We start from the raw sequence: 19491 nt of genomic DNA, 5'->3' as shown, positions 1-19491 counted from the left end.
AGATTCGTTAACGAAAATGATAAAAAATGTTAAGATAGCCTTATGTTATTTTAAAGGGGGACACTTCGGTGGATTTATCCGTAAAATCAGAAGAAAATGTTGAATATATGGTCGAAGCTATTAAAGAAAAATTACGTATGGTTAATGCTGGAGCGATGAGAGCTGCTAGCTTTAATGAAGAAATGTACGAAGACCTACGTGACATTTATGAGCATGTTATGAAACGTGAAACATTTAGCATTAGTGAAATGCAAGCTATTACAGAAGAATTAGGTACATTAATTAAAAAGTAAAAAAGGCCTCTCTTATATGAGGCTCTTTTTTATTTCCAACAAATTCATGACAACTCTTCTCTTTCCCTCAACCAACTGTAAAATATTGTACAATAGAAGTAGAACCTCACCTTAGATTTTTTCTACATACATACTACTCACAAATAATAGCAACACTACCATTGCTAACTGTTTTTACTGGAGGTGCTTACTTATGAGCAATTGGTACAGTAAGACGAAAGACCAAACATTAATCGACCTAGAAACAAATGAACAACACGGTTTAACAGAAGAAATCGTAAATGAACGTTTAAAGCAATACGGTTCTAATGAATTAGCTACAAAACAAAAACGCACTTTATGGCAGCGTATTTTCGCCCAAATTAATGACGTCCTCGTATATGTCCTTATTATTGCTGCCCTTATTTCTGCTTTTGTAGGTGAATGGGCTGATGCCAGTATTATTGCGCTCGTCGTAGTTTTAAATGCTGTTATCGGTGTCGTCCAAGAATCGAAAGCAGAACAAGCTTTAGAAGCACTAAAAAAAATGGCAACACCTAAAGCCATCGTAAAACGTGGCGGTGAGCTAAAAGAAATTCCATCCGAACAAGTCGTTCCAGGTGATATTGTCATGCTGGATGCGGGACGTTATATCCCATGTGATTTGCGACTAATCGAGACCGCAAATTTAAAAGTTGAAGAATCTGCTCTAACTGGTGAGTCTGTCCCTGTTGATAAAGATGCAATCTACCACCCTTCTATGCAAAGTGATGAGCAAGTACCATTAGGTGATCAAAAAAATATGGCCTTTATGTCTACTCTTGTTACATACGGACGAGGTGTCGGTGTTGCCGTTGAAACTGGAATGAACTCACAAATTGGTAAGATTGCTACCCTTTTACATGAAGCAGACGATGATATGACACCACTTCAAAAAAGCTTAGCACAAGTCGGAAAGTATTTAGGCTTTGTCGCTGTTGCTATTTGTATCGTTATGTTTCTCATCGGTTTTTTACAAGGCCGGGATACGTTAGAAATGTTTATGACTGCTATTAGTTTAGCTGTTGCAGCTATTCCAGAAGGCTTGCCAGCTATCGTTTCCATCGTTCTTGCAATTGGTGTGCAGCGTATGATTAAACAAAATGTTATTATTCGTAAACTACCAGCTGTTGAAGCTCTCGGTTCTGTCACAATTATTTGTTCAGATAAAACAGGTACATTAACACAAAATAAAATGACCGTTACTCACTTTTATAGTGATAACACATACGATCGCTTAGAAAGTTTAAATGTAAATAATGATGCGCAGCGTCTATTGTTAGAAAATATGGTGCTATGTAACGATGCGTCTTATAATAACGAATCACAAACCGGAGACCCGACTGAAATTGCTCTTCTGGTTGCTGGAAGCACGTTTAACATGCAAAAAGATCACCTAGAAAAGATACATGAACGCGTTAACGAGCTTCCTTTCGATTCAGATCGTAAAATGATGTCAACCGTGCATACATATGATAAAGGCTACTATAGCATGACGAAAGGCGCTATCGATAAACTCTTACCTCGATGTACCCACATATTTAAAAACGGTAAAATCGAAGTTCTAACAGATGCTGATAAAGATCAAATATTAGAAGGCGCTAGGTCAATGTCTCAAGAAGCTTTAAGAGTACTTTCATTCGCATTTAAACAATACAATTCAAACGATGTGGATATAGATCATCTCGAAGAAAACCTCATCTTTATCGGTCTTGTCGGTATGATTGATCCACCGCGAACTGAAGTAAGAGATTCAATTACAGAATGTAAAAAAGCCGGTATTCGCACAGTTATGATTACTGGTGACCATAAAGATACCGCCTTTGCAATTGCCAAAGAACTTGGCATCGCTAAAGAAATATCTGAAATTATGATTGGAACTGATTTAGATAACATTTCAGATACAGAATTAGCAAATAAAATTAATCATTTAAACGTCTTTGCTAGAGTCTCTCCAGAACATAAAGTGAAGATTGTAACAGCTTTACGTGCGAAAGGAAATATCGTTTCTATGACTGGTGATGGTGTCAATGATGCTCCATCTTTAAAGCAAGCAGATGTTGGCGTAGCGATGGGCATTACAGGAACAGATGTTGCAAAAGGGGCAGCGGATGTAGTGTTAACAGATGATAATTTCTCATCTATCGTGAAAGCTGTTGAGGAAGGTAGAAATATTTATCGTAACATAAAAAAATCAATTCTCTTCCTACTCTCTTGTAACTTTGGAGAAATTATCGCTTTATTTTTAGCGATTTTACTTGGCTGGGCGACACCATTACGCCCAATCCATATTTTGTGGGTCAATTTAATTACTGACACACTTCCTGCACTATCACTTGGCGTTGATCCTGAAGATTCAGATGTGATGAAAGAAAAGCCACGCCGTGCGAAAGAAAGCCTATTTAGCGGTAGCGTCCCTTTTCTTATTTTCAATGGCGCTCTAATTGGACTTTTAACGCTAGCAGCCTTTATCGTTGGGGCAAAATTCTATACTGGAGATACAAATTTATTCCCTCTTTTCCCAGAACGAATTGATGAAGATGCTCTATTACATGCTCAAACAATGGCATTTGTTGTTCTTAGTTTCTCTCAGCTCGTTCATTCATTTAACTTGCGTTCAAGAACGAAATCGATTTTTTCAATTGGGATCTTTACAAATAAATATTTAGTCTTCTCCCTTCTTATCGGTGTTCTTATGCAAGTTTGTATCATCTCCATCCCGCCCCTTGCAAATATATTCGGTGTGCATGCATTAACGATGCGAGATTGGGGATTTGTTCTTTTATTAAGTATCATTCCACTTGTTGTGAATGAAATCATTAAATTAGCGAAGAAAAACTAAAAGACAATGAGGACTATTCCTCATTGCCTTTTCATTTATCCTTGTAATTCTTTTTTAATGTTCTCTGTTAATGTAGCCATACGTTTGCGGCTTTCTTCACGCTCACGTTTATTTTGTTCTTCAATTTGTTGTGTTTCTTGCATGCCTCTTGAAATAATGTTCCAAGTTTCCTCAAGTGTTTCCATCTTAATACTAGAAGAACCTGATAATCTTGCTACTTCCACACTTTGCGTTGCGATGTTCTGTGCGTTTTTCTTAAGTAATTCATTTGTACGGCGATCCAGTTCAGCCATAGAATCTGCAACAAGCTTTTGACGCTTCGCATTTACCGCCTGAATGATACCATTTTTAAAGATAGGAATCGTTGTAATAAATGCGGTATTGATTTTACCAATTAATTTATTATTACCACGTTGAATCATACGAATTTGTGGCGCTGTAAGTAGTGCAACCATACGCGCTTTTTCTAAATCATCAATACGCTGTTCTAAAATTTCAACAGAGTTTTTAAGTGATTCTAATTCAATACCTGCTATTTGATCATTATTACGTACGCGCTCTTCATACATTGGAACTAACTCTGTATTTAAACGCTCTAATAACATTTCTCCTGCTACTACGTACTTTTCTAAGTCTAAGTAATATTTTAAGTTTTGCTCATATAAACCATCTAACGTACCAATTGATTTTTTCATTTCATCTTGATACTTCGTAATTTCTACATACACTTTATCAATTTCACGGCCCATCGTTTGATACTTACTAAAGATTTGTTCAATCATTTTATCCGCTTTTTTGAACATACGTGAGAAGAAACCACTTTTCTCTTCTGCAAAGTCTTTGCTATCAAACCTGTCCATAATTTTGCCAAGTTGTTTTAATAATTCACCTGAATCTTCTATTTTTGATAATGACATTGTATGTAAAATTTGATCAGCAAAACGTGAAATTTCCATAGAAGGTTCTTTTCCAAGTTCAATTAATTCTAACTGATCTTTAATATCTACCGCATTATAAATACGTTGTACATCCGCATCTTGTCTAAGTTGTAAGCGAACATCTTGTGCTGTTTGCTCATTTAATTCTGTTTTCGAATCTAGTACGACTGGGTTATTCATATGGTATTCTCCCTTTCCTTATAAAAATGGACGAAATAGTCCTTTTATTGTTTGTGATAAATTTTTATAGGCTGATGAACCATGAAACTCAAGATCGAAATTAACTTCTTCAAGCCAATGTGAATCAAATGCTCCTGCTTCAATATACGGTTCAATATCGTTTCTTCCCGTTGGATTGAAATGGAATACATCTACTCCAATTTGATTTAAAAATAGTAATAAAACAGCATCAGAGCGAGTTAATTCTCCACTCTTCTCATTATTAAATATAACAATTTTCGGTACATCTTGTGAATAATCAAATTTCTCAAGCTGTTCTAAAATATTCGGTGGTATTTGAGAGAGTTGTGCGAAAACATATAGCGCTACATCTTGTTTCGTTTCTTTCGCAATTGGTTTACACATTTCACTTTCACACGTATGGATAATCGCCTCTGCAATCCCATGTTGTAAACCTTCCGGTAAACGCTTATGTGGCCACCAATGGCTATTCATAATTAAATCTGGATGTAATTTCCCCCCGCGGTCTAATGCATCTCGATAATGATATTGGAAATTTGCTTTTTGTTCTTTCGTAAACGGGAATGTATTAATTAATAAACTATTATCAAATGATGTAACCGCCTTTAATCGTTGAAAATATTCTTTATCATTCTTTGAAACACCTGATATTTTCGCAAATAAAGAAGGAATATAAATATGTTTATTTTCAACAAAGAATGTCGGGCGTACAAACGCCTTTTCCTTCGTAATTAAAAAGAGTTCATCGTATGTTGTTTTTAAGGTACGAGCTACAGGCGTATAGGAACGGAATTGCCACGGCTTGTATAATAGTGAATTATCATGGTGAAGTACTTGTTCAATTTCTTTTGAAGCTTGATATGCTACTGTTGCAACACGCTCGCGGCGGCGATCTGGAAATGGTTCAAGAGAAATGCGACCCGGATGAGACACAATAAAAGTTCTTCCCTCTTCATCAACATTCTCAAATCCATCTTTTCCTTCTGGATGATAATAAAGTACATCGCAGCCGAGCATAATAAGAAAGTATAAGAAATATATACGGCTTTCCTGTGCATCACCGTACCAAACGATACGCGGCATTTGTTTCTTATAATTAATCGTAGAAAACCACTTCGCTACGTAATTTTCGCTTAATTTAATTATGTCGATTAAGAAACGACGGAAGCCTTCTGTCTTTAACGACTGATTATGTTGTTTCTCATATAATTTCAATACTGAAATAAACGTCGTATGTATATAATGCTGTAAATCAGGATTGTCTACTTTCGGTAAAAGTTGTTTCCCAGATAAGTGCGCCACTAGCCTATTTACTGTCAAACCGTTTGGTGCTTCTTGATGTAATCCGAACACGTCTTGAATATGACGAAGTTTTTCCGAATCAATCACTTTGTTTAAATTTTGTTCGTGTAAAACTTCGATTCCTTTCGCTTCACTATAATCAAATAGGTCATTAAAATATTCATCTACATCATTAGGAACGCCAAGGATTCGACATGCTATATAACTAAATTTCATCTCATTCTCTGTCAGCTCATATTGTGGGCGTTTTTCTAAAAGTGTTTCAAATTGCTTTAAATCTGATTCATCTTGTAATGCATATGGTTGAAGTGTAAAACGTGAAAACACAACAGTTCACCTCCAAAAACATTTACGTTTTTTCTAAGTCCTTCTTCTATTATAAACTATTTTTGGTTATAAAAAATGGGCGCTCGTAAAACGAGCAAACCCATTTCAATTATTTATGATTATTTTTAGTAGCTGCAACTTCTTCTTTAGCTTGTCCAGAATTCTTCATGTAGTGAAGTATAAATGTTGCTCCAAATGCTACAACTAAAATAATAAAGAACAATGTATGACTTACTTCAATATGAATAACAGACAGTAACATTTTTGCTGCAATAATTAAGATTAAAATATATGCTGTCGTTTCAAGTTCTGGAATACGCTCTAACAATTTTAAGAATACACCAGCGATACCGCGCATCATTAAAATACCAAGCATTCCACCTAATAATAGAATCCAAACTTCATTTGATACACCAAATGCAGCAAGTACGCTATCTACAGAGAACGCGATATCCATTAATTCAACCATCGCAACTGTTCCCCAGAAGACACCAAACATTCTGAAGAGAATACTATTTTGGTTCATACCATGAGCTTCCTCTTCTTCTGCATTACCTTTTCTTTTATCAATGAAGTATTTAACTGAAAGCCAAGCTAAGTAAAGTGCACCTAACACTTTTACCCATGCTAACTTAATTAAGAACATTCCAATTCCAATTGCAATAAATCGGAATACATAAGCTCCAATAAGTCCATAGAATAATGCTTTTTTACGTTTTTCTTCCGGAAGGTGTTTTACCATTACTGCTAATACAAGTGCGTTATCAGCAGATAATAATCCTTCAAGTACAACAAGTGTACCAATTAATCCCCAAGATACTGGATCCTGCAACACTTTAATCCACATGTCCAAGTCGAAAAACTGAGCATACGTATCAAGGATTCCTTGCAAAATACTCATCTTACCTTTATCCCCTATTCTTTGCTAGATTTATAGAAAGGTCAAAAAAAGGAAACGAATATCGTTTCCTTTCTTATGCATCCAAGCCATACGCTCTTACAAGCGCACCTAAGCCACCTTGGAATCCACTTCCTACTGCATTAAACTTCCACTGTCCATTATGACGGTATAATTCACAAAAGACAACTGCTGTTTCGATGGAGAAATCTTCCCCTAAATCAAAACGAAGAACTTCTTCATTCGTCTCTTCATTCGCTAAACGAACAAACGCATTTCCAACTTGCCCAAAGTTTTGACTACGGCCTTCTGCATCATAAATCGTAACTGTAATAGCAATTTTATGAACATCTGCTGGAACCTTCTTCAAATCTACAACAAGTTGCTCATCGTCGCCTTCGCCTTCGCCTGTACGGTTATCTCCTGTATGTAAAACAGATCCACAAGGAGACTGTAAATTATTATAGAAAATAAAATCAGTTTCCTTCGTACATTTTCCGTTTGCATCTAATAAAAAGGCAGATGCATCTAAATCGAAATCTGATCCACCGTCATAAGATTTAATATCCCATCCAAGACCAATTACTGCTTTTGTTAAACCAGGGCTTGTCTTACCTAAATCAATCTTCTGCCCTTTTTGCAATTGAATTACCATTTATATTCACCTCTATATTTTAATATTTAAAAATATATCCATCAGTAAACATCTGTTTCACCGATGGATATATAAAGTGAAACTTTAATCAGCCCTCACCAATCGGGCTTTTACGGGCAGTGGATCCCCACCTAACTTCTTTGCTCTCGCTAAATTTTGAGGTGGGGGTCTACTGCCCGGCGAATAGCCGGGCAAATCTATTACTCTACATCTAAACCGAAATTATTACATAGAGACGCTAATCCACCTTGGAATCCACTTCCAATTGCATTGAACTTCCAGTCGCCTGCATGACGGTATAATTCACCAACTACAACAGCTGTTTCAATAGAGAAATCTTCTCCTAAATCGTAACGAATTAATTCTGCATTCTTTTCTTCATCTAAAATACGTACGAAAGAGTTAGAGACTTGTCCGAAGTTTTGGCTACGGCCTTCTCCGTCATAAATTGTAATTGTGAAGCAAATACGTTCGATATGTGCAGGTACATTTTTCAAATCTACTTTAATCGATTCGTCATCGCCTTCACCTTCGCCAGTTCGGTTATCTCCTAAATGCTCTACAGCACCATTCGCACCTTTTGGGTTATTATAGAAGACGAAATCCTCTGCACCTGAAACTTTACCGTTAGCACCTACTAAGAAAATACTAACATCTAAATCGAAATCGTTTTGCCCATCATAACGATTCGTATCCCAACCAAGTCCTACAAGAACTTTTGAAAGACCTGGATTCGTTTTTGTTAAGTCTACCTTTTGTCCTTTTTTCAATGAAATTGATGCCATATACAATTCCTCCTCGGTTATTTTATTGATAACGTGATACAATCTCACTTAAGTTTTTATCTTGTGTTCCTTCTCCAACTGCTGAAAACTTCCATTCACTTCCGTGACGATACATTTCACCTGAAATTAGAGTCGTTTTGCCAGCGTAATTATCCGATAAATTATAGCGTGCTAATTCTTCACCAGTTTGCGGGTTTTGAATACGAATATATGCATTACGAATCATCCCGAAATCTTGACGACGATTTACACAGTCATAAATATTTACAACGAATACTAAACGATTAATACGGCTCGGAACTTTATGTAATTCTACGAAAATTGTTTCGTCATCACCAGCGCCTTCGCCTGTTAAATTATCTCCTGAATGAATAATACTACCACAAGTAGAAAGTTTATTTCCGAAGTAAACTAAATCATTTTTGTTTAAAAAACGATCTCCTTCTAACATAACAACAGATGCATCACAATCTACATTTGGTTTACTTCCAAATAATGAAGACAGAAATCCACCTGATTGCCCAATTGGATCCCAGCCTAAGCCAACCTGTAGTTTTGCTACTTTTGGTTGTCCTTTCGTTAAATCAATCTTTTGACCTTTTTCTAAAATAATAGGCATGAAGTTTCTCCCTTTCTACAAAGCATTTTCCAAATCGGAAAATATTGTATTCTTCTCTTATATTGTAGCATTATTTACCTAGCGATAAAAAGGATAAATTCTCAGTTATATGAAAACATTCATATAATTTACTTATGATGATGTAAGAAGTGGTAAATAGCACCAATCATTCCTGCACAATTACCGTTTTGTGCAAGTTCAATCTCACAATTATTATAAATCTCTTGATTTAAGTATTTACTGACCTCCTCTTTTACTTCTTTTAAAAACTCATTTCCTCTATCGGTAATTCCGCCACCTATAACAATCATTTCCGGATTGAAAATATAAGCAAGATTACTAATTCCGATCGCCAAATGTTTAAAGAAGATCCCAACTGCTTGAGCAACTTCCCGATCTCCTTTATCATACAACTCGAAAATTTTTTTCCCATTCCACTCGCCTTTGCCTTTATATTTTCTTACAAGCCGAATTAACCCTGAAATGGAAGCAACCTCTTCAAACGTTTTACCTTCTATTAACATATTCCCCCATTCACCAGCACTAAATGAATGTCCTCGGTACAATTCTCCATCTATAAAAATTGCTCCCCCAATTCCTGTTCCAAGGGTGAGCATAATAAAGTTCTCTTTCTCTCTTCCACTACCATTCCACTTTTCTCCAAACGCTGCACAATTCACATCATTGTCAATCGATACTGGAACTTTTAATATCTCTTGCAATCTATCAATAATAGGAATAGTCGCGTAGTTCGGAATATGCTCCACTCCTCCTGTTACAACCCCTTTATAAATATTAACAATTCCCGCAGTACTAATGCCAATTCCCGAAATCGTATGTTCATTCATTAATTTTTTGGATAGAAGAATAAGTTTTTGAATGATTTGTTCCCCACCCAAATGAATTTCTGTTGAAACTGTTTTATGCTTTAATACCGTCCCTGTTTCTGAAACAATTCCATATTTAATTTGCGTACCACCAATATCAAATGCAATATATTCTTTCATCTGCTGTCACTTCCTCTACTGTAATGAGTGTAAAATCCCCACCACTCTACTATTATAAAGAATTTACACTAACTCTTTTCTCTCTTTAGAAATACACCACCTTTTTCTATATATAGTTTTTTTTGCATAAAACCCTTTTTCCTATGAAATATTACAAAGGGATGTATTTTAGATGGAATATTAATTTTTCAGGAGGAAATCAATGACGAAAATCTTTATTTTAGCATCAACACTTTCTTTATCTTTTTTTAGTGGGTTACATATCGGTAATGCAGCAACGGAAAACTTCTCTCCAGTAACAAACGCGATTGTACAAAATAACGATCATTTAGCAGAAGGTAACTCAAAAGATAATAATAAACCACCAGGAAACGGTGGTTCTCAGGACGATAGTGGTTCTGGCGGCAACGGTTCTGATGGTAGTGGTTCTGGCGGCAACGGCTCTGGTGGCAATGGTTCCGGTGACAATGGTTCTGGTGGCAACGGTTCTGGCGGTAACGGTTCTGATGGCAGTGGTTCTGGTGACAACGGTTCTGGCGGTAACGGTTCTGGTGGCAGTGGCTCTGGCGGCAACGGTTCTGATGGCAGTGGTTCTGGTGGCGACGGTTCTGGCGGTAACGGTTCTGGTGGCAGTGGCTCTGGCGGCAACGGTTCTGATGGCAGTGGTTCTGGCGGTAACGGTTCTGGTGGCAGTGGTTCTGGTGGCGATGGTTCTGGCGGTAACGGTTCTGATGGCAGTGGTTCTGGTGGCGACGGTTCTGGCGGTAACGGTTCTGATGGCAGTGGTTCTGGCGGTAACGGTTCTGGTGGCAGTGGTTCTGGTGGCAACGGTTCTGGTGGTAGTGGCTCTGGCGGCAACGGTTCTGGTGGCAGTGGCTCTGGCGGCAACGGTTCTGATGGCAGCGGTTCTGGCGGCAATGGCTCTGGTGGCAATGGTTCTGGTGGCAGTGGTTCCGGTGGTAGCGGTTCTGGTGATGGTAGCGGTTCTGGCGGCAACGGTTCTGATGGCAGCGGTTCTGGCGGCAATGGCTCTGGTGGCAATGGTTCTGGTGGCAGTGGTTCCGGTGGTAGCGGTTCTGGTGATGGTAGCGGTTCTGGCGGCAGTGGCTCTCAAGGCGGCAACCGCGTTAAAGGCGATAGTAGCTCTCAGGGGGGAAATGGTTCTCAAGGCGGCAATGGTTCCCAAGGTGGTAACGTAAAAGATAACGCGAAAAAGCAAGGCGATAAGTTACCTAATACTGCAACACATTATCCTGTATCTATTTTAATGGGACTTTCAACATTCCTAATTGGTATGTTACTATTTATTCGCCGCAAAAATGCAAAATAAAAACACATCCCTCCATCTAAAAAATACATGAAACAAATTGTAAAACTAAAAAGGACTTTGGATTGCATTTTATTATGCAGCCCAAAGTCCTTTTCACCCATCCAAAAAGCATTAATACGCTTTTCCCCAATACACCATTTGCTTAGCTTCTTTACCACAACAAACACATTCGTCAGCTACATGCTCTTGCTCAAAAGGCATACAGCGAGAAGATACTCCAACTTCTTCTTTTAGTTTCTCTTCACAAGCTAATTCCCCGCACCACATTGCTTTAATAAACCCTTGCTTTTCATCAGCTACTTTTTTCATCTCTTCGAAATTCGTCACACTATACGTATTCTCATCGCGAAATACTTTTGCTTTATTAAATAAAGAAATATGAATTTCTTCAAGTAGTGCTGGAATACGTTCTTCTAATTGATCCATTGATATAAATTCTTTTTCTTTCGTATCTCTTCTTACAAGTACAACTTGATTCTTTTCAATATCTTTAGGACCAACTTCTAATCGAATTGGAATGCCCTTCATTTCATACTCATTAAATTTCCAACCTGGCGTTTTATTGCTAGCATCTATTTTTACTCGTGCAACCTTTTGAATATGTCCTTGTAACTCTGTCGCTTTCGCTATAACTCCTTCTTTATGCTGAGCAATTGGTACAATAACAACTTGCACTGGAGCAACTTTTGGTGGCATTACAAGTCCATTGTTATCACTATGAACCATAATCAGTCCACCTATCATTCTTGTTGATACGCCCCAAGATGTTTGGTGTACATATTGCCATTTACCGTTACGATCTAAAAATTTAATATCAAATGCTTCTGAGAAATTCGTTCCAAAGTTATGAGATGTTCCTGTTTGAAGTGCTTTTCCATCATGCATTAAGCTTTCAATCGTATAAGTTGCCTTTGCTCCGGCAAACTTTTCTTTGTCTGTTTTTTGTCCTTTAATTACCGGTATCGCTAAGTAGTCTTCACAGAAAGAAGCATATAGATTTAAAATATGTAACGTTTCAGCTTGAGATTCTTCTGCTGTTTCATGAATTGTATGACCCTCTTGCCATAAGAATTCCGTTGTACGAAGGAATGGTCGCGTTGTTTTCTCCCAACGAACTACTGAACACCACTGATTATATAACTTTGGCAAATCATTATAGGATTGCACAATTTTTGAAAAATGCTCACAGAATAAAGTTTCAGATGTAGGGCGTATACAAAGTCTTTCCGCTAACTTTTCATCCCCGCCATGTGTCACCCATGCTACTTCAGGAGCAAATCCTTCTACATGATCCTTCTCTTTTTGCAATAAGCTCTCTGGGATAAACATTGGCATATACACGTTTTCATGACCAGTTGCTTTTAACTTCTCATCCATAACTTTCTGCATATTTTCCCATAAGGCATAACCGTACGGACGTAAAATCATACATCCTTTTACACTCGAATAATCAACAAGTTCTGCTTTTTTCACAATATCTGTATACCACTGTGCAAAGTCCTCTTCCATCTTCGTAATCGCTTGTACTTGTTCTTTTGCCATAGTCAGTCTCCTCCTTCTAGAAAATACAAAAAAGCCCGCGTCCCTAAATAGGGACCGAGCTTTGCCGGCGTTACCACCCTGATTCATGCACAAAAATTGCGCATGCTCTCTTTTTGATAACGGGAAATTCCCGCTGCATATGCAGAACGCAAAGGTAGGTTCCATATCGCCTTTTTAAGAATCTTTCAGCCTAGCGGATTCTCTCTCTGCTAAAAAGGTTGAACATGTACTATTCCTTTTTCATCGTTATAACGAAATAAATTTGTTGATTATCATAATACAAATTCTTTTTTAAAACAATAGTTAATTTTCTTACTTTTATATATTCTTTTCATTTTTTACAGTTTTATACGTAGCTTTTCCGCGTAATTTTCACAAGTTGATGTGCAATCATACCGATAAGTGTACCAAGAAGGACGAAGAAACCAATAAATCCATATCCCATTCCTTCCCATCCACCAATAACCATCATTGTAACGGGAAAGGATGCTAAGCAAAGAAGTATTAAACTAAGTGCAAATATAATATCAAACTGCTTGTCTGGAAACCGTTTCTTTAGTAAATACGAAATAGCAAATACAAGAATAATCGTAATCCCGCCAATGATGTAAAAGATACCAAATCCATCTAGCAGATCCATAGTATTCCCTCCTTTCATTCATTCCCTTATACTTAATTATATGTTTAATTTTTCTGAAAATAAATAATAAATTTTATTCAAAAACATATTTTTATTACTAGGTATTAATAGTAATATATAGTAATAGGTTTTATATAATTAGGAGGATTACTTTATGGATAAAGCATTAACGAATCGTGTCATCATTTTATCATTCGACTGTTTGTCAGCTTTAGACTTTCCTATACTACAAAAATTACCTCACTTCCAATCTCTAATAAAAAACGGAGCAATTGTGGAAAAGGTAGAGCCCATCTATCCTTCTGTAACCTATCCAAGTCACTCAACAATCGTAACTGGTAATTACCCTAATAAACATGGTGTTGTTAGCAATACATTACTTCAACCTGGACGCGAGTCACCAGATTGGCATTGGTACCGAAAATCCATTAAAGGAACAACTTTATACGATGAAGCACGTAAAGAAAATTTAACGACTGCGGCCCTTCTATGGCCTGTTACCGGCAGAGCAAATATTGATTACAATTTACCAGAAATCTTTCCAAATAGACCGTGGCAAAATCAAGTTTTAGTTTCATTATTTAGCGGTAGTCCGCTATATCAATTAGATTTAAATCGTCGTTTCGGCCATATACGAAATGGATTATCACAACCTGAACTCGATGATTTCGTACTTGCTTCTGCTGTGCATACAATCCAGACGAAAAAGCCTAATGTCATGTTTGTACATTTCACAGATTTAGACACTCAAAGACACTATCATGGCTTTGAATCTAATGAAACAATAGCTGCAATCCATAGGCATGACGAACGTCTAGGAAAAATTATTCAAGCATTAAAAGAAAGTGGACTATACGAGGAAAGTACAATTATCGCTCTTGGTGACCATAGCGCTTTAAGTGAAAACAAATCCATTCAATTAAACGTACTATTTCATCAAAAAGGGCTTATATCTATAAATTCAAAAGGAAAATTAGTAGACTGGAATGCTTATTGCCAAAGTTGCGATGGGTCCGCCTATGTATATGTGAAAGACAAAAACGATACAGATACGATTCGAGAAGTACAACTACTTCTTGAAGAACTGCTTCAAAATAAACAAAACGGTATTGAATTTATACTTCATGATGAGGATGCGAAAGAACGCGGTGCAGACAGTAATTGTTTATTCATGTTAGAAGCACGAGAAGGGTATTATTTCACTGAAAATTATACAGGAGATTTTATAAAAGAAATTACTGAAAAAGATGTTACGCCTAGTAAAAAATATACATTTGGTACGCATGGATACTCTCCAACAAAACCTAACTATGAAACAATTTTTATCGCGGCCGGGAAAGGGATAAAAAGCGGTGTTACCATCCCGTATATGAGACTTATTGATGAAGGTCCAACTATCGCTAGACTACTTGGTTTACACTTAGGTGAAACAGACGGATCAATTGTAGAGGATTTACTTCAATTGTAAAGAACTGTGTATATATGTAAAAGTTATGTAAAATCCATCACTGTTTCTCTTTTTATAATTTTTATTTTTGTACACTGTTAGTAGAACAAATTTAAGGGGGAACATTATATGAAAAAAATGTCCAGACAAGAAAAAAGCTGGATATTATACGATTGGGCGAACTCGGTATATTCGCTCGTCATTACAACTGCATTATTTCCAATTTACTTTAAAGCAGCTGCAAAAGAAGCTGGATTATCCGGTGCAACTTCAACAGCCTATTGGGGATATGCAAACTCATTCGCAACACTTTTAATTTCTATACTTGCTCCTATTCTCGGCACAGTTGCTGATTATAAAGGATTTAAGAAGCGATTTTTCACATTCTTCTTTGGACTCGGCATCGTATTTACAAGTATGCTAGCAGTCGTTCCAACATCTCAGTGGTACTTATTATTAGGATGCTATATGCTCGCATTAGTCGGTTTTGCTGGGGCAAACATTTTTTATGATGCATTTTTAGTAGATGTCACTACTGAAGATAGAATGGACCGAATTTCTACGAGAGGTTTCGCTTTAGGCTATATTGGGAGTACTATTCCTTTTATCGGTTGTATCGCTCTTATTATTCTTGCTCAAAAAGGAACTATCCCTTTATCAGTTGGCATTGCTAGTCAAATTTCATTCGCGATAACTGCTCTTTGGTGGGGACTATTTACAATTCCAATGCTGAAAAACGTAGAACAAACACATTATATTGAACGTCATCCAAGACCAATTACAATGAGCTTCAAACGCCTTGCTGAGACTTTTAAAAATATTAAAGAATATAAAACTGTATTCATGTTCCTAATCGCTTACTTTTTCTATATTGACGGGGTCGATACAATTATTACTATGTCTACCGCTTACGGAACAGATCTTGGTATTAGTGCAACGAATCTATTAATCATCTTATTTGTCACACAAATTGTAGCTTGTCCATTCGCTTTACTATATGGAAAATTATCAGAAACCTTTACAGGTAAAAAAATGCTATATGTCGGCATTATTATTTATATTATTATTTGCATATACGCTTATTTCTTAAAAACAACACTCGATTTTTGGATTTTAGCAATGTTAGTTGCCACTTCTCAAGGTGGTATTCAAGCACTTAGTCGTTCCTACTTTGCGAAACTAGTACCTAAAGAATCTGCAAATGAATTCTTCGGATTTTATAATATATTTGGCAAGTTTGCCGCGATTATGGGTCCAGTATTAGTCGGTGTTACAACGCAATTAACTGGAAAAACGAACGCTGGTGTTCTTAGTATTATTGTATTGTTTATTATCGGTGGATTCCTATTAACTAGAGTCCCTGAAAATAATACATCCGTTACACCACCTAATTCGAAAACTAAAACGCTATAAGAAAAGATCCTCTTCATATGAGAAGAGGATCTTTTCTTTATTTTTATCGATAACGTCTTACAACTAAAAACTCAACAGCTGGCTTTACAACTATAGCAGCACATAGCGCAAACAATAGCGGTATGTTATGAAAATCAATCCATCTATTAAAGCCTACCGATGCGAAAAATAGACCAAAAATGAATACAACGAGCACATAATATGTAACATTGGCACTTGTTTTTAGTACATGTTTTTCTAAATCCTGGTTCTCCTCAGTTTCCCCTTCAACGCTATGTGATGCCAAACTTTTAAATAGATAATGTAACGCGATGCTACAAATAAATAGTGCATACCAGTTTATTTGTAGCTCAGTTAACCAATAGTAAAGCGCAAACACTAACGTACCTATAGCTACCAATACAGTAACGAAAAGGCTTATTTTCTCTTTCCCCAACAACTACTCCCCCTACTGCTTGTACAAAAATAGTTTATCAACAGTTGTTCCTAACACTTCCGCTAAACGGAATGCTAACGCTAAGCTTGGATCATATTTATTATTCTCAATTGCATTTATCGTCTGTCTAGAAACCTTACATTTATCAGCTAATGCGCCTTGTGAAATATTATTTTCAGTGCGTAATTCATGGATTTGATTTTTCACACCATTTCTCCTAATCTGTAAAATCGGTTTTACATCATCAGTATATAATTGGCTCATATAGTTGTCAAAAGTTCCCCAAAGAAAAAGGGAGCAATTCTGCTCCCTTACAATAGTTATTTCGAAGCTAATGAATTAGTTAGTTCCTCTTTATTAGCAACGTCTTCTTTCATTATTTGCATGCGTAGAACTGGCCCTATTGCCAATAATATAAGTGCCATCGCTATACAAAATACGATAACTAGTGAAGTCATTTCCTTTAATCCTCCAGCTAAAGAAGTACCAATTAGCATCGCTCCCATAAACAGCGGTAAAATTGTTCCATTTACTCTTCCAATCATATTTTCTGGTACAAGTTGAATCATAAGCGTACCGACAACGATATTAACACAGGCTAAACAAATACCTGTTCCAAATCTCATGAAACTAGTAATCCAAAATGATGTAGATAGTCCTTCTACTAAAAATGATATTGCTAATATACCCATACCGAATACGAACATTTTTTTCGGATTCACTTTTGAAGCGAAAATCGCAGCAACAATACCACCAATTAACATACCTATTCCATCAGCTGCAGCTAAATATTGAACTGCTTCCTTTTCCATTCCAAGGCGTTCTATTACAAGAAATACCTCTAATGGATGTGTTAATCCAACAGCTAAGCCCATAATGGTGAAAGTGATCGTAATCATACGTAAATTTTTCGTATGAAGAACATATTTCCACCCTTCTTTTATATCATTTTTTAATGAATCTCTCGCCACTTGCTCTTTTTCAGCCCATTTTGGTAAGAATGAAAGAGCGATAGCAGATAATAAAAATAAAATGATTAAGCTATATAGTGACGTAAATAAACCAAGTTGTGTATACACAAGCGATCCTACCACTGGTCCAAAAATCAGAAATAATGACTGTAATGTTTGGTTAAATGCAATCGCATTTGCTACCTGTTCTTCTTTTACGTAGCGCTTAAATATACGCGAAGATGATGGCTGAGAAAACTGGCCTACAATCGCGGAAATGAGTGTTGCAAAAAATATAGCCTGCCAATAATCCAGCTTTAACAACAAGACAATCCCTATGATAGACAGTACACTTAATACATCTCCAGCGACCATTGTTCTTTTCGGATTCCAGCGATCAGCTAGTGCACCACCGATAAATGAGAAAATAAAAATAGGTGCATATTCCATAACTGATAACAACGAAACCGAAACTGGATCATTATTCGTTCGCTCCATTATGAAATACAAAAGAGCCATATTTCTGATCCAAATTGCAAATTGTTGTAAAATATCAGACGCCATAACGAGCATAAATGCTCTGTTTTTAAATAAAGCGTTCATTTTCATTCTCCTTTCACAAACCGACCATTCGGTCTAATTTAATTTGTAAGAAAAGCAACTGACCTATTATTCAGCTGCCATTCCTTTTAACAATACATCTATTGCCTTTTTATAAATACGTTTCAACTCTTTATAATCTAACTCGTAGTAAAGTACTCCAAGCCCTGATAATAATCCATTCACAATATACATAAGATCGCGCGTATTATCTTCACGAAACTCTCCAGACTGTATACCTGCTTCAATTAGTTTCTCAAACATAACATATGATTCTCTAGTTAAAGCTAATAGTTCATCCAAAATCTCTTTACTTACAACTTGACTCATAGAGAATTCCTCTATTGCATTTGAAATGGGTTGCTGTATGTCCTCTACATGATATTCCGCGAGACCATATAGTTTTTCAGTACTAGTACTATACAACTTCTCTTTTTCATTCCATTTTTCAAGCCAATCATACGTATGCTGTTTCACTACAAATAAAAATAATTCTTCTTTACTTTTAAAGTGATAATAAATGCTTCCTTTACTTCGCTCTGTAATTTCACAAATCTCTTCCATAGATGTAGCTGCATAGCCCTGCTGTGAAAACAAACTTTCTGCTTTATATGCAATTTCTTTCTTTATCTCTTCTGCACTTCTTCTCATATTCACACCTCTTTAAACCGACCGTTCAGTCTAATAATAACAAATTTAAAACCTCTATTACAAGAGGCTATATTCCTTATTTAAGAAAACGTACTCTCAAACCACGTTCGAATCATATGTATTATTCCAATTTTAAATCCTAATTTAATAAAAAATACGCCTCCCGCAGCTAATAAAAATAACATTACTTTCCCCTTGTTTTTCACTTTCGGTTCCCTTTTCATTTCCATTCCCCTTAGTATGTTAAAAATATTTAAACAAACGTTTGTTTAACTGTTTTTATGCATATGTAAGCCAACTAATCAAACGTTTGTTTAAAAAGAAATACGCCTATATAAGGCGCATTTTCATCAATCACCACCACCGCAGCTTCCCCCACTATCTCCGCCAAAAGAACCTCCGCAATCATGTGAACCTCCATCATGCGAGCTATCATTATCAGATCCAGCAAAGAAAAATAGCGGTGATGAGTTGTTAGATGAATTATGAATGTTATTTTGTTTTGTAAGATTTACCTTCTTTTTGTTCGATCGAATTGCTGCTACGATTGTTCCAACTACAACAAATAATAGTATAAGAATAATAAATTCCATATAA

At 36.4% G+C, this 19491-nt stretch carries 20 protein-coding genes and 1 other annotated feature; of the genes, 5 read left to right on the top strand and 15 right to left on the bottom strand.

Annotated features, from left to right (window positions below; translation table 11 throughout):
• Positions 1-68: 68 nt before the first annotated feature.
• A complete protein-coding gene (locus tag ATN06_RS02375) occupies positions 69-293 on the top strand; it encodes a DUF1128 domain-containing protein (RefSeq protein WP_000366197.1) in 225 nt (74 codons plus the stop codon).
• Between the two features lie 193 nt (positions 294-486).
• A complete protein-coding gene (locus tag ATN06_RS02370; RefSeq protein ID WP_060629401.1) occupies positions 487-3153 on the top strand; it encodes a cation-translocating P-type ATPase in 2667 nt (888 codons plus the stop codon).
• Positions 3154-3188: 35 nt separating this feature from the next.
• Here ATN06_RS02370 and ATN06_RS02365 read toward each other — a convergent pair whose 3' ends face one another.
• From ATN06_RS02365 to ATN06_RS02335, 7 genes are all read right to left on the bottom strand, one after another.
• Entirely contained in the window at positions 3189-4271 is a 1083-nt protein-coding gene (locus tag ATN06_RS02365; RefSeq protein ID WP_060629400.1) for a toxic anion resistance protein, read from the bottom strand.
• Positions 4272-4289: 18 nt separating this feature from the next.
• A complete protein-coding gene (locus ATN06_RS02360; protein ID WP_060629399.1) occupies positions 4290-5921 on the bottom strand; it encodes a YceG family protein in 1632 nt (543 codons plus the stop codon).
• 109 nt (positions 5922-6030) lie between these two features.
• Entirely contained in the window at positions 6031-6822 is a 792-nt protein-coding gene (locus tag ATN06_RS02355; protein WP_042515766.1) for a TerC family protein, read from the bottom strand.
• Between the two features lie 73 nt (positions 6823-6895).
• The gene (locus ATN06_RS02350) at positions 6896-7474 is read right to left on the bottom strand and encodes a TerD family protein (protein ID WP_000236649.1); all 579 of its coding nucleotides are present in this window, start codon (positions 7472-7474) and stop codon (positions 6896-6898) included.
• A 200-nt stretch (positions 7475-7674) separates the two neighbouring features.
• Positions 7675-8259 (bottom strand): TerD family protein, encoded by a 585-nt coding sequence (locus ATN06_RS02345; RefSeq protein WP_000146729.1) that lies wholly within the window; start codon positions 8257-8259, stop codon positions 7675-7677.
• Between the two features lie 22 nt (positions 8260-8281).
• Positions 8282-8878 carry a TerD family protein gene (locus ATN06_RS02340; RefSeq protein WP_060629398.1) on the bottom strand — a complete coding sequence of 199 codons (597 nt, stop codon included), beginning with the start codon at positions 8876-8878 and terminating at the stop codon, positions 8282-8284.
• A gap of 128 nt (positions 8879-9006) precedes the next feature.
• Entirely contained in the window at positions 9007-9885 is an 879-nt protein-coding gene (locus tag ATN06_RS02335; protein WP_060629397.1) for an ROK family protein, read from the bottom strand.
• Between the two features lie 202 nt (positions 9886-10087).
• Between ATN06_RS02335 and ATN06_RS02330 the strand changes: the two genes are divergently transcribed.
• Positions 10088-11215, top strand: a complete 1128-nt coding sequence (locus ATN06_RS02330; RefSeq protein ID WP_060629396.1) for an LPXTG cell wall anchor domain-containing protein — start codon at positions 10088-10090, stop codon at positions 11213-11215.
• A gap of 111 nt (positions 11216-11326) precedes the next feature.
• On the opposite strand, the gene proS is transcribed toward ATN06_RS02330, so the two are convergent.
• Positions 11327-12757 (bottom strand): proline--tRNA ligase, encoded by a 1431-nt coding sequence (gene proS / locus ATN06_RS02325; protein WP_060629395.1) that lies wholly within the window; start codon positions 12755-12757, stop codon positions 11327-11329.
• A 46-nt stretch (positions 12758-12803) separates the two neighbouring features.
• Positions 12804-13010 (bottom strand) — a binding site (T-box leader).
• Between the two features lie 93 nt (positions 13011-13103).
• Positions 13104-13397, bottom strand: coding sequence for a YesK-like family protein (locus ATN06_RS02320; RefSeq protein WP_060629394.1), 294 nt, complete (start codon positions 13395-13397; stop codon positions 13104-13106).
• A gap of 154 nt (positions 13398-13551) precedes the next feature.
• Here ATN06_RS02320 and ATN06_RS02315 point away from each other — a divergent pair, with 154 nt between their 5' ends.
• Both ATN06_RS02315 and ATN06_RS02310 read left to right on the top strand, forming a co-directional pair.
• Positions 13552-14865, top strand: a complete 1314-nt coding sequence (locus tag ATN06_RS02315; RefSeq protein WP_060629393.1) for an alkaline phosphatase family protein — start codon at positions 13552-13554, stop codon at positions 14863-14865.
• Between the two features lie 108 nt (positions 14866-14973).
• Positions 14974-16257, top strand: coding sequence for an MFS transporter (locus ATN06_RS02310; protein ID WP_060629392.1), 1284 nt, complete (start codon positions 14974-14976; stop codon positions 16255-16257).
• 43 nt (positions 16258-16300) lie between these two features.
• On the opposite strand, the gene ATN06_RS02305 is transcribed toward ATN06_RS02310, so the two are convergent.
• From ATN06_RS02305 to ATN06_RS02280, 6 genes are all read right to left on the bottom strand, one after another.
• Positions 16301-16693 carry a hypothetical protein gene (locus ATN06_RS02305; protein WP_060629391.1) on the bottom strand — a complete coding sequence of 131 codons (393 nt, stop codon included), beginning with the start codon at positions 16691-16693 and terminating at the stop codon, positions 16301-16303.
• Positions 16694-16705: 12 nt separating this feature from the next.
• Entirely contained in the window at positions 16706-16957 is a 252-nt protein-coding gene (locus ATN06_RS02300) for a helix-turn-helix transcriptional regulator (protein WP_060629390.1), read from the bottom strand.
• A gap of 56 nt (positions 16958-17013) precedes the next feature.
• Positions 17014-18246, bottom strand: coding sequence for an MFS transporter (locus tag ATN06_RS02295; protein ID WP_060629389.1), 1233 nt, complete (start codon positions 18244-18246; stop codon positions 17014-17016).
• A gap of 66 nt (positions 18247-18312) precedes the next feature.
• Positions 18313-18894 carry a TetR/AcrR family transcriptional regulator gene (locus ATN06_RS02290; protein ID WP_060629388.1) on the bottom strand — a complete coding sequence of 194 codons (582 nt, stop codon included), beginning with the start codon at positions 18892-18894 and terminating at the stop codon, positions 18313-18315.
• Between the two features lie 80 nt (positions 18895-18974).
• On the bottom strand, positions 18975-19118 hold the full coding sequence (locus ATN06_RS02285) for a hypothetical protein (protein ID WP_060629387.1): 144 nt from the start codon (positions 19116-19118) through the stop codon (positions 18975-18977).
• 126 nt (positions 19119-19244) lie between these two features.
• Positions 19245-19487 carry a hypothetical protein gene (locus tag ATN06_RS02280; RefSeq protein ID WP_060629386.1) on the bottom strand — a complete coding sequence of 81 codons (243 nt, stop codon included), beginning with the start codon at positions 19485-19487 and terminating at the stop codon, positions 19245-19247.
• Between the last annotated feature and the right edge of the window lie 4 nt (positions 19488-19491).

The sequence above is a fragment of the Bacillus thuringiensis genome (assembly GCF_001455345.1).
Classification (GTDB): domain Bacteria; phylum Bacillota; class Bacilli; order Bacillales; family Bacillaceae_G; genus Bacillus_A; species Bacillus_A thuringiensis_N.
This window is presented reverse-complemented; position numbering and strand designations above follow the sequence as displayed.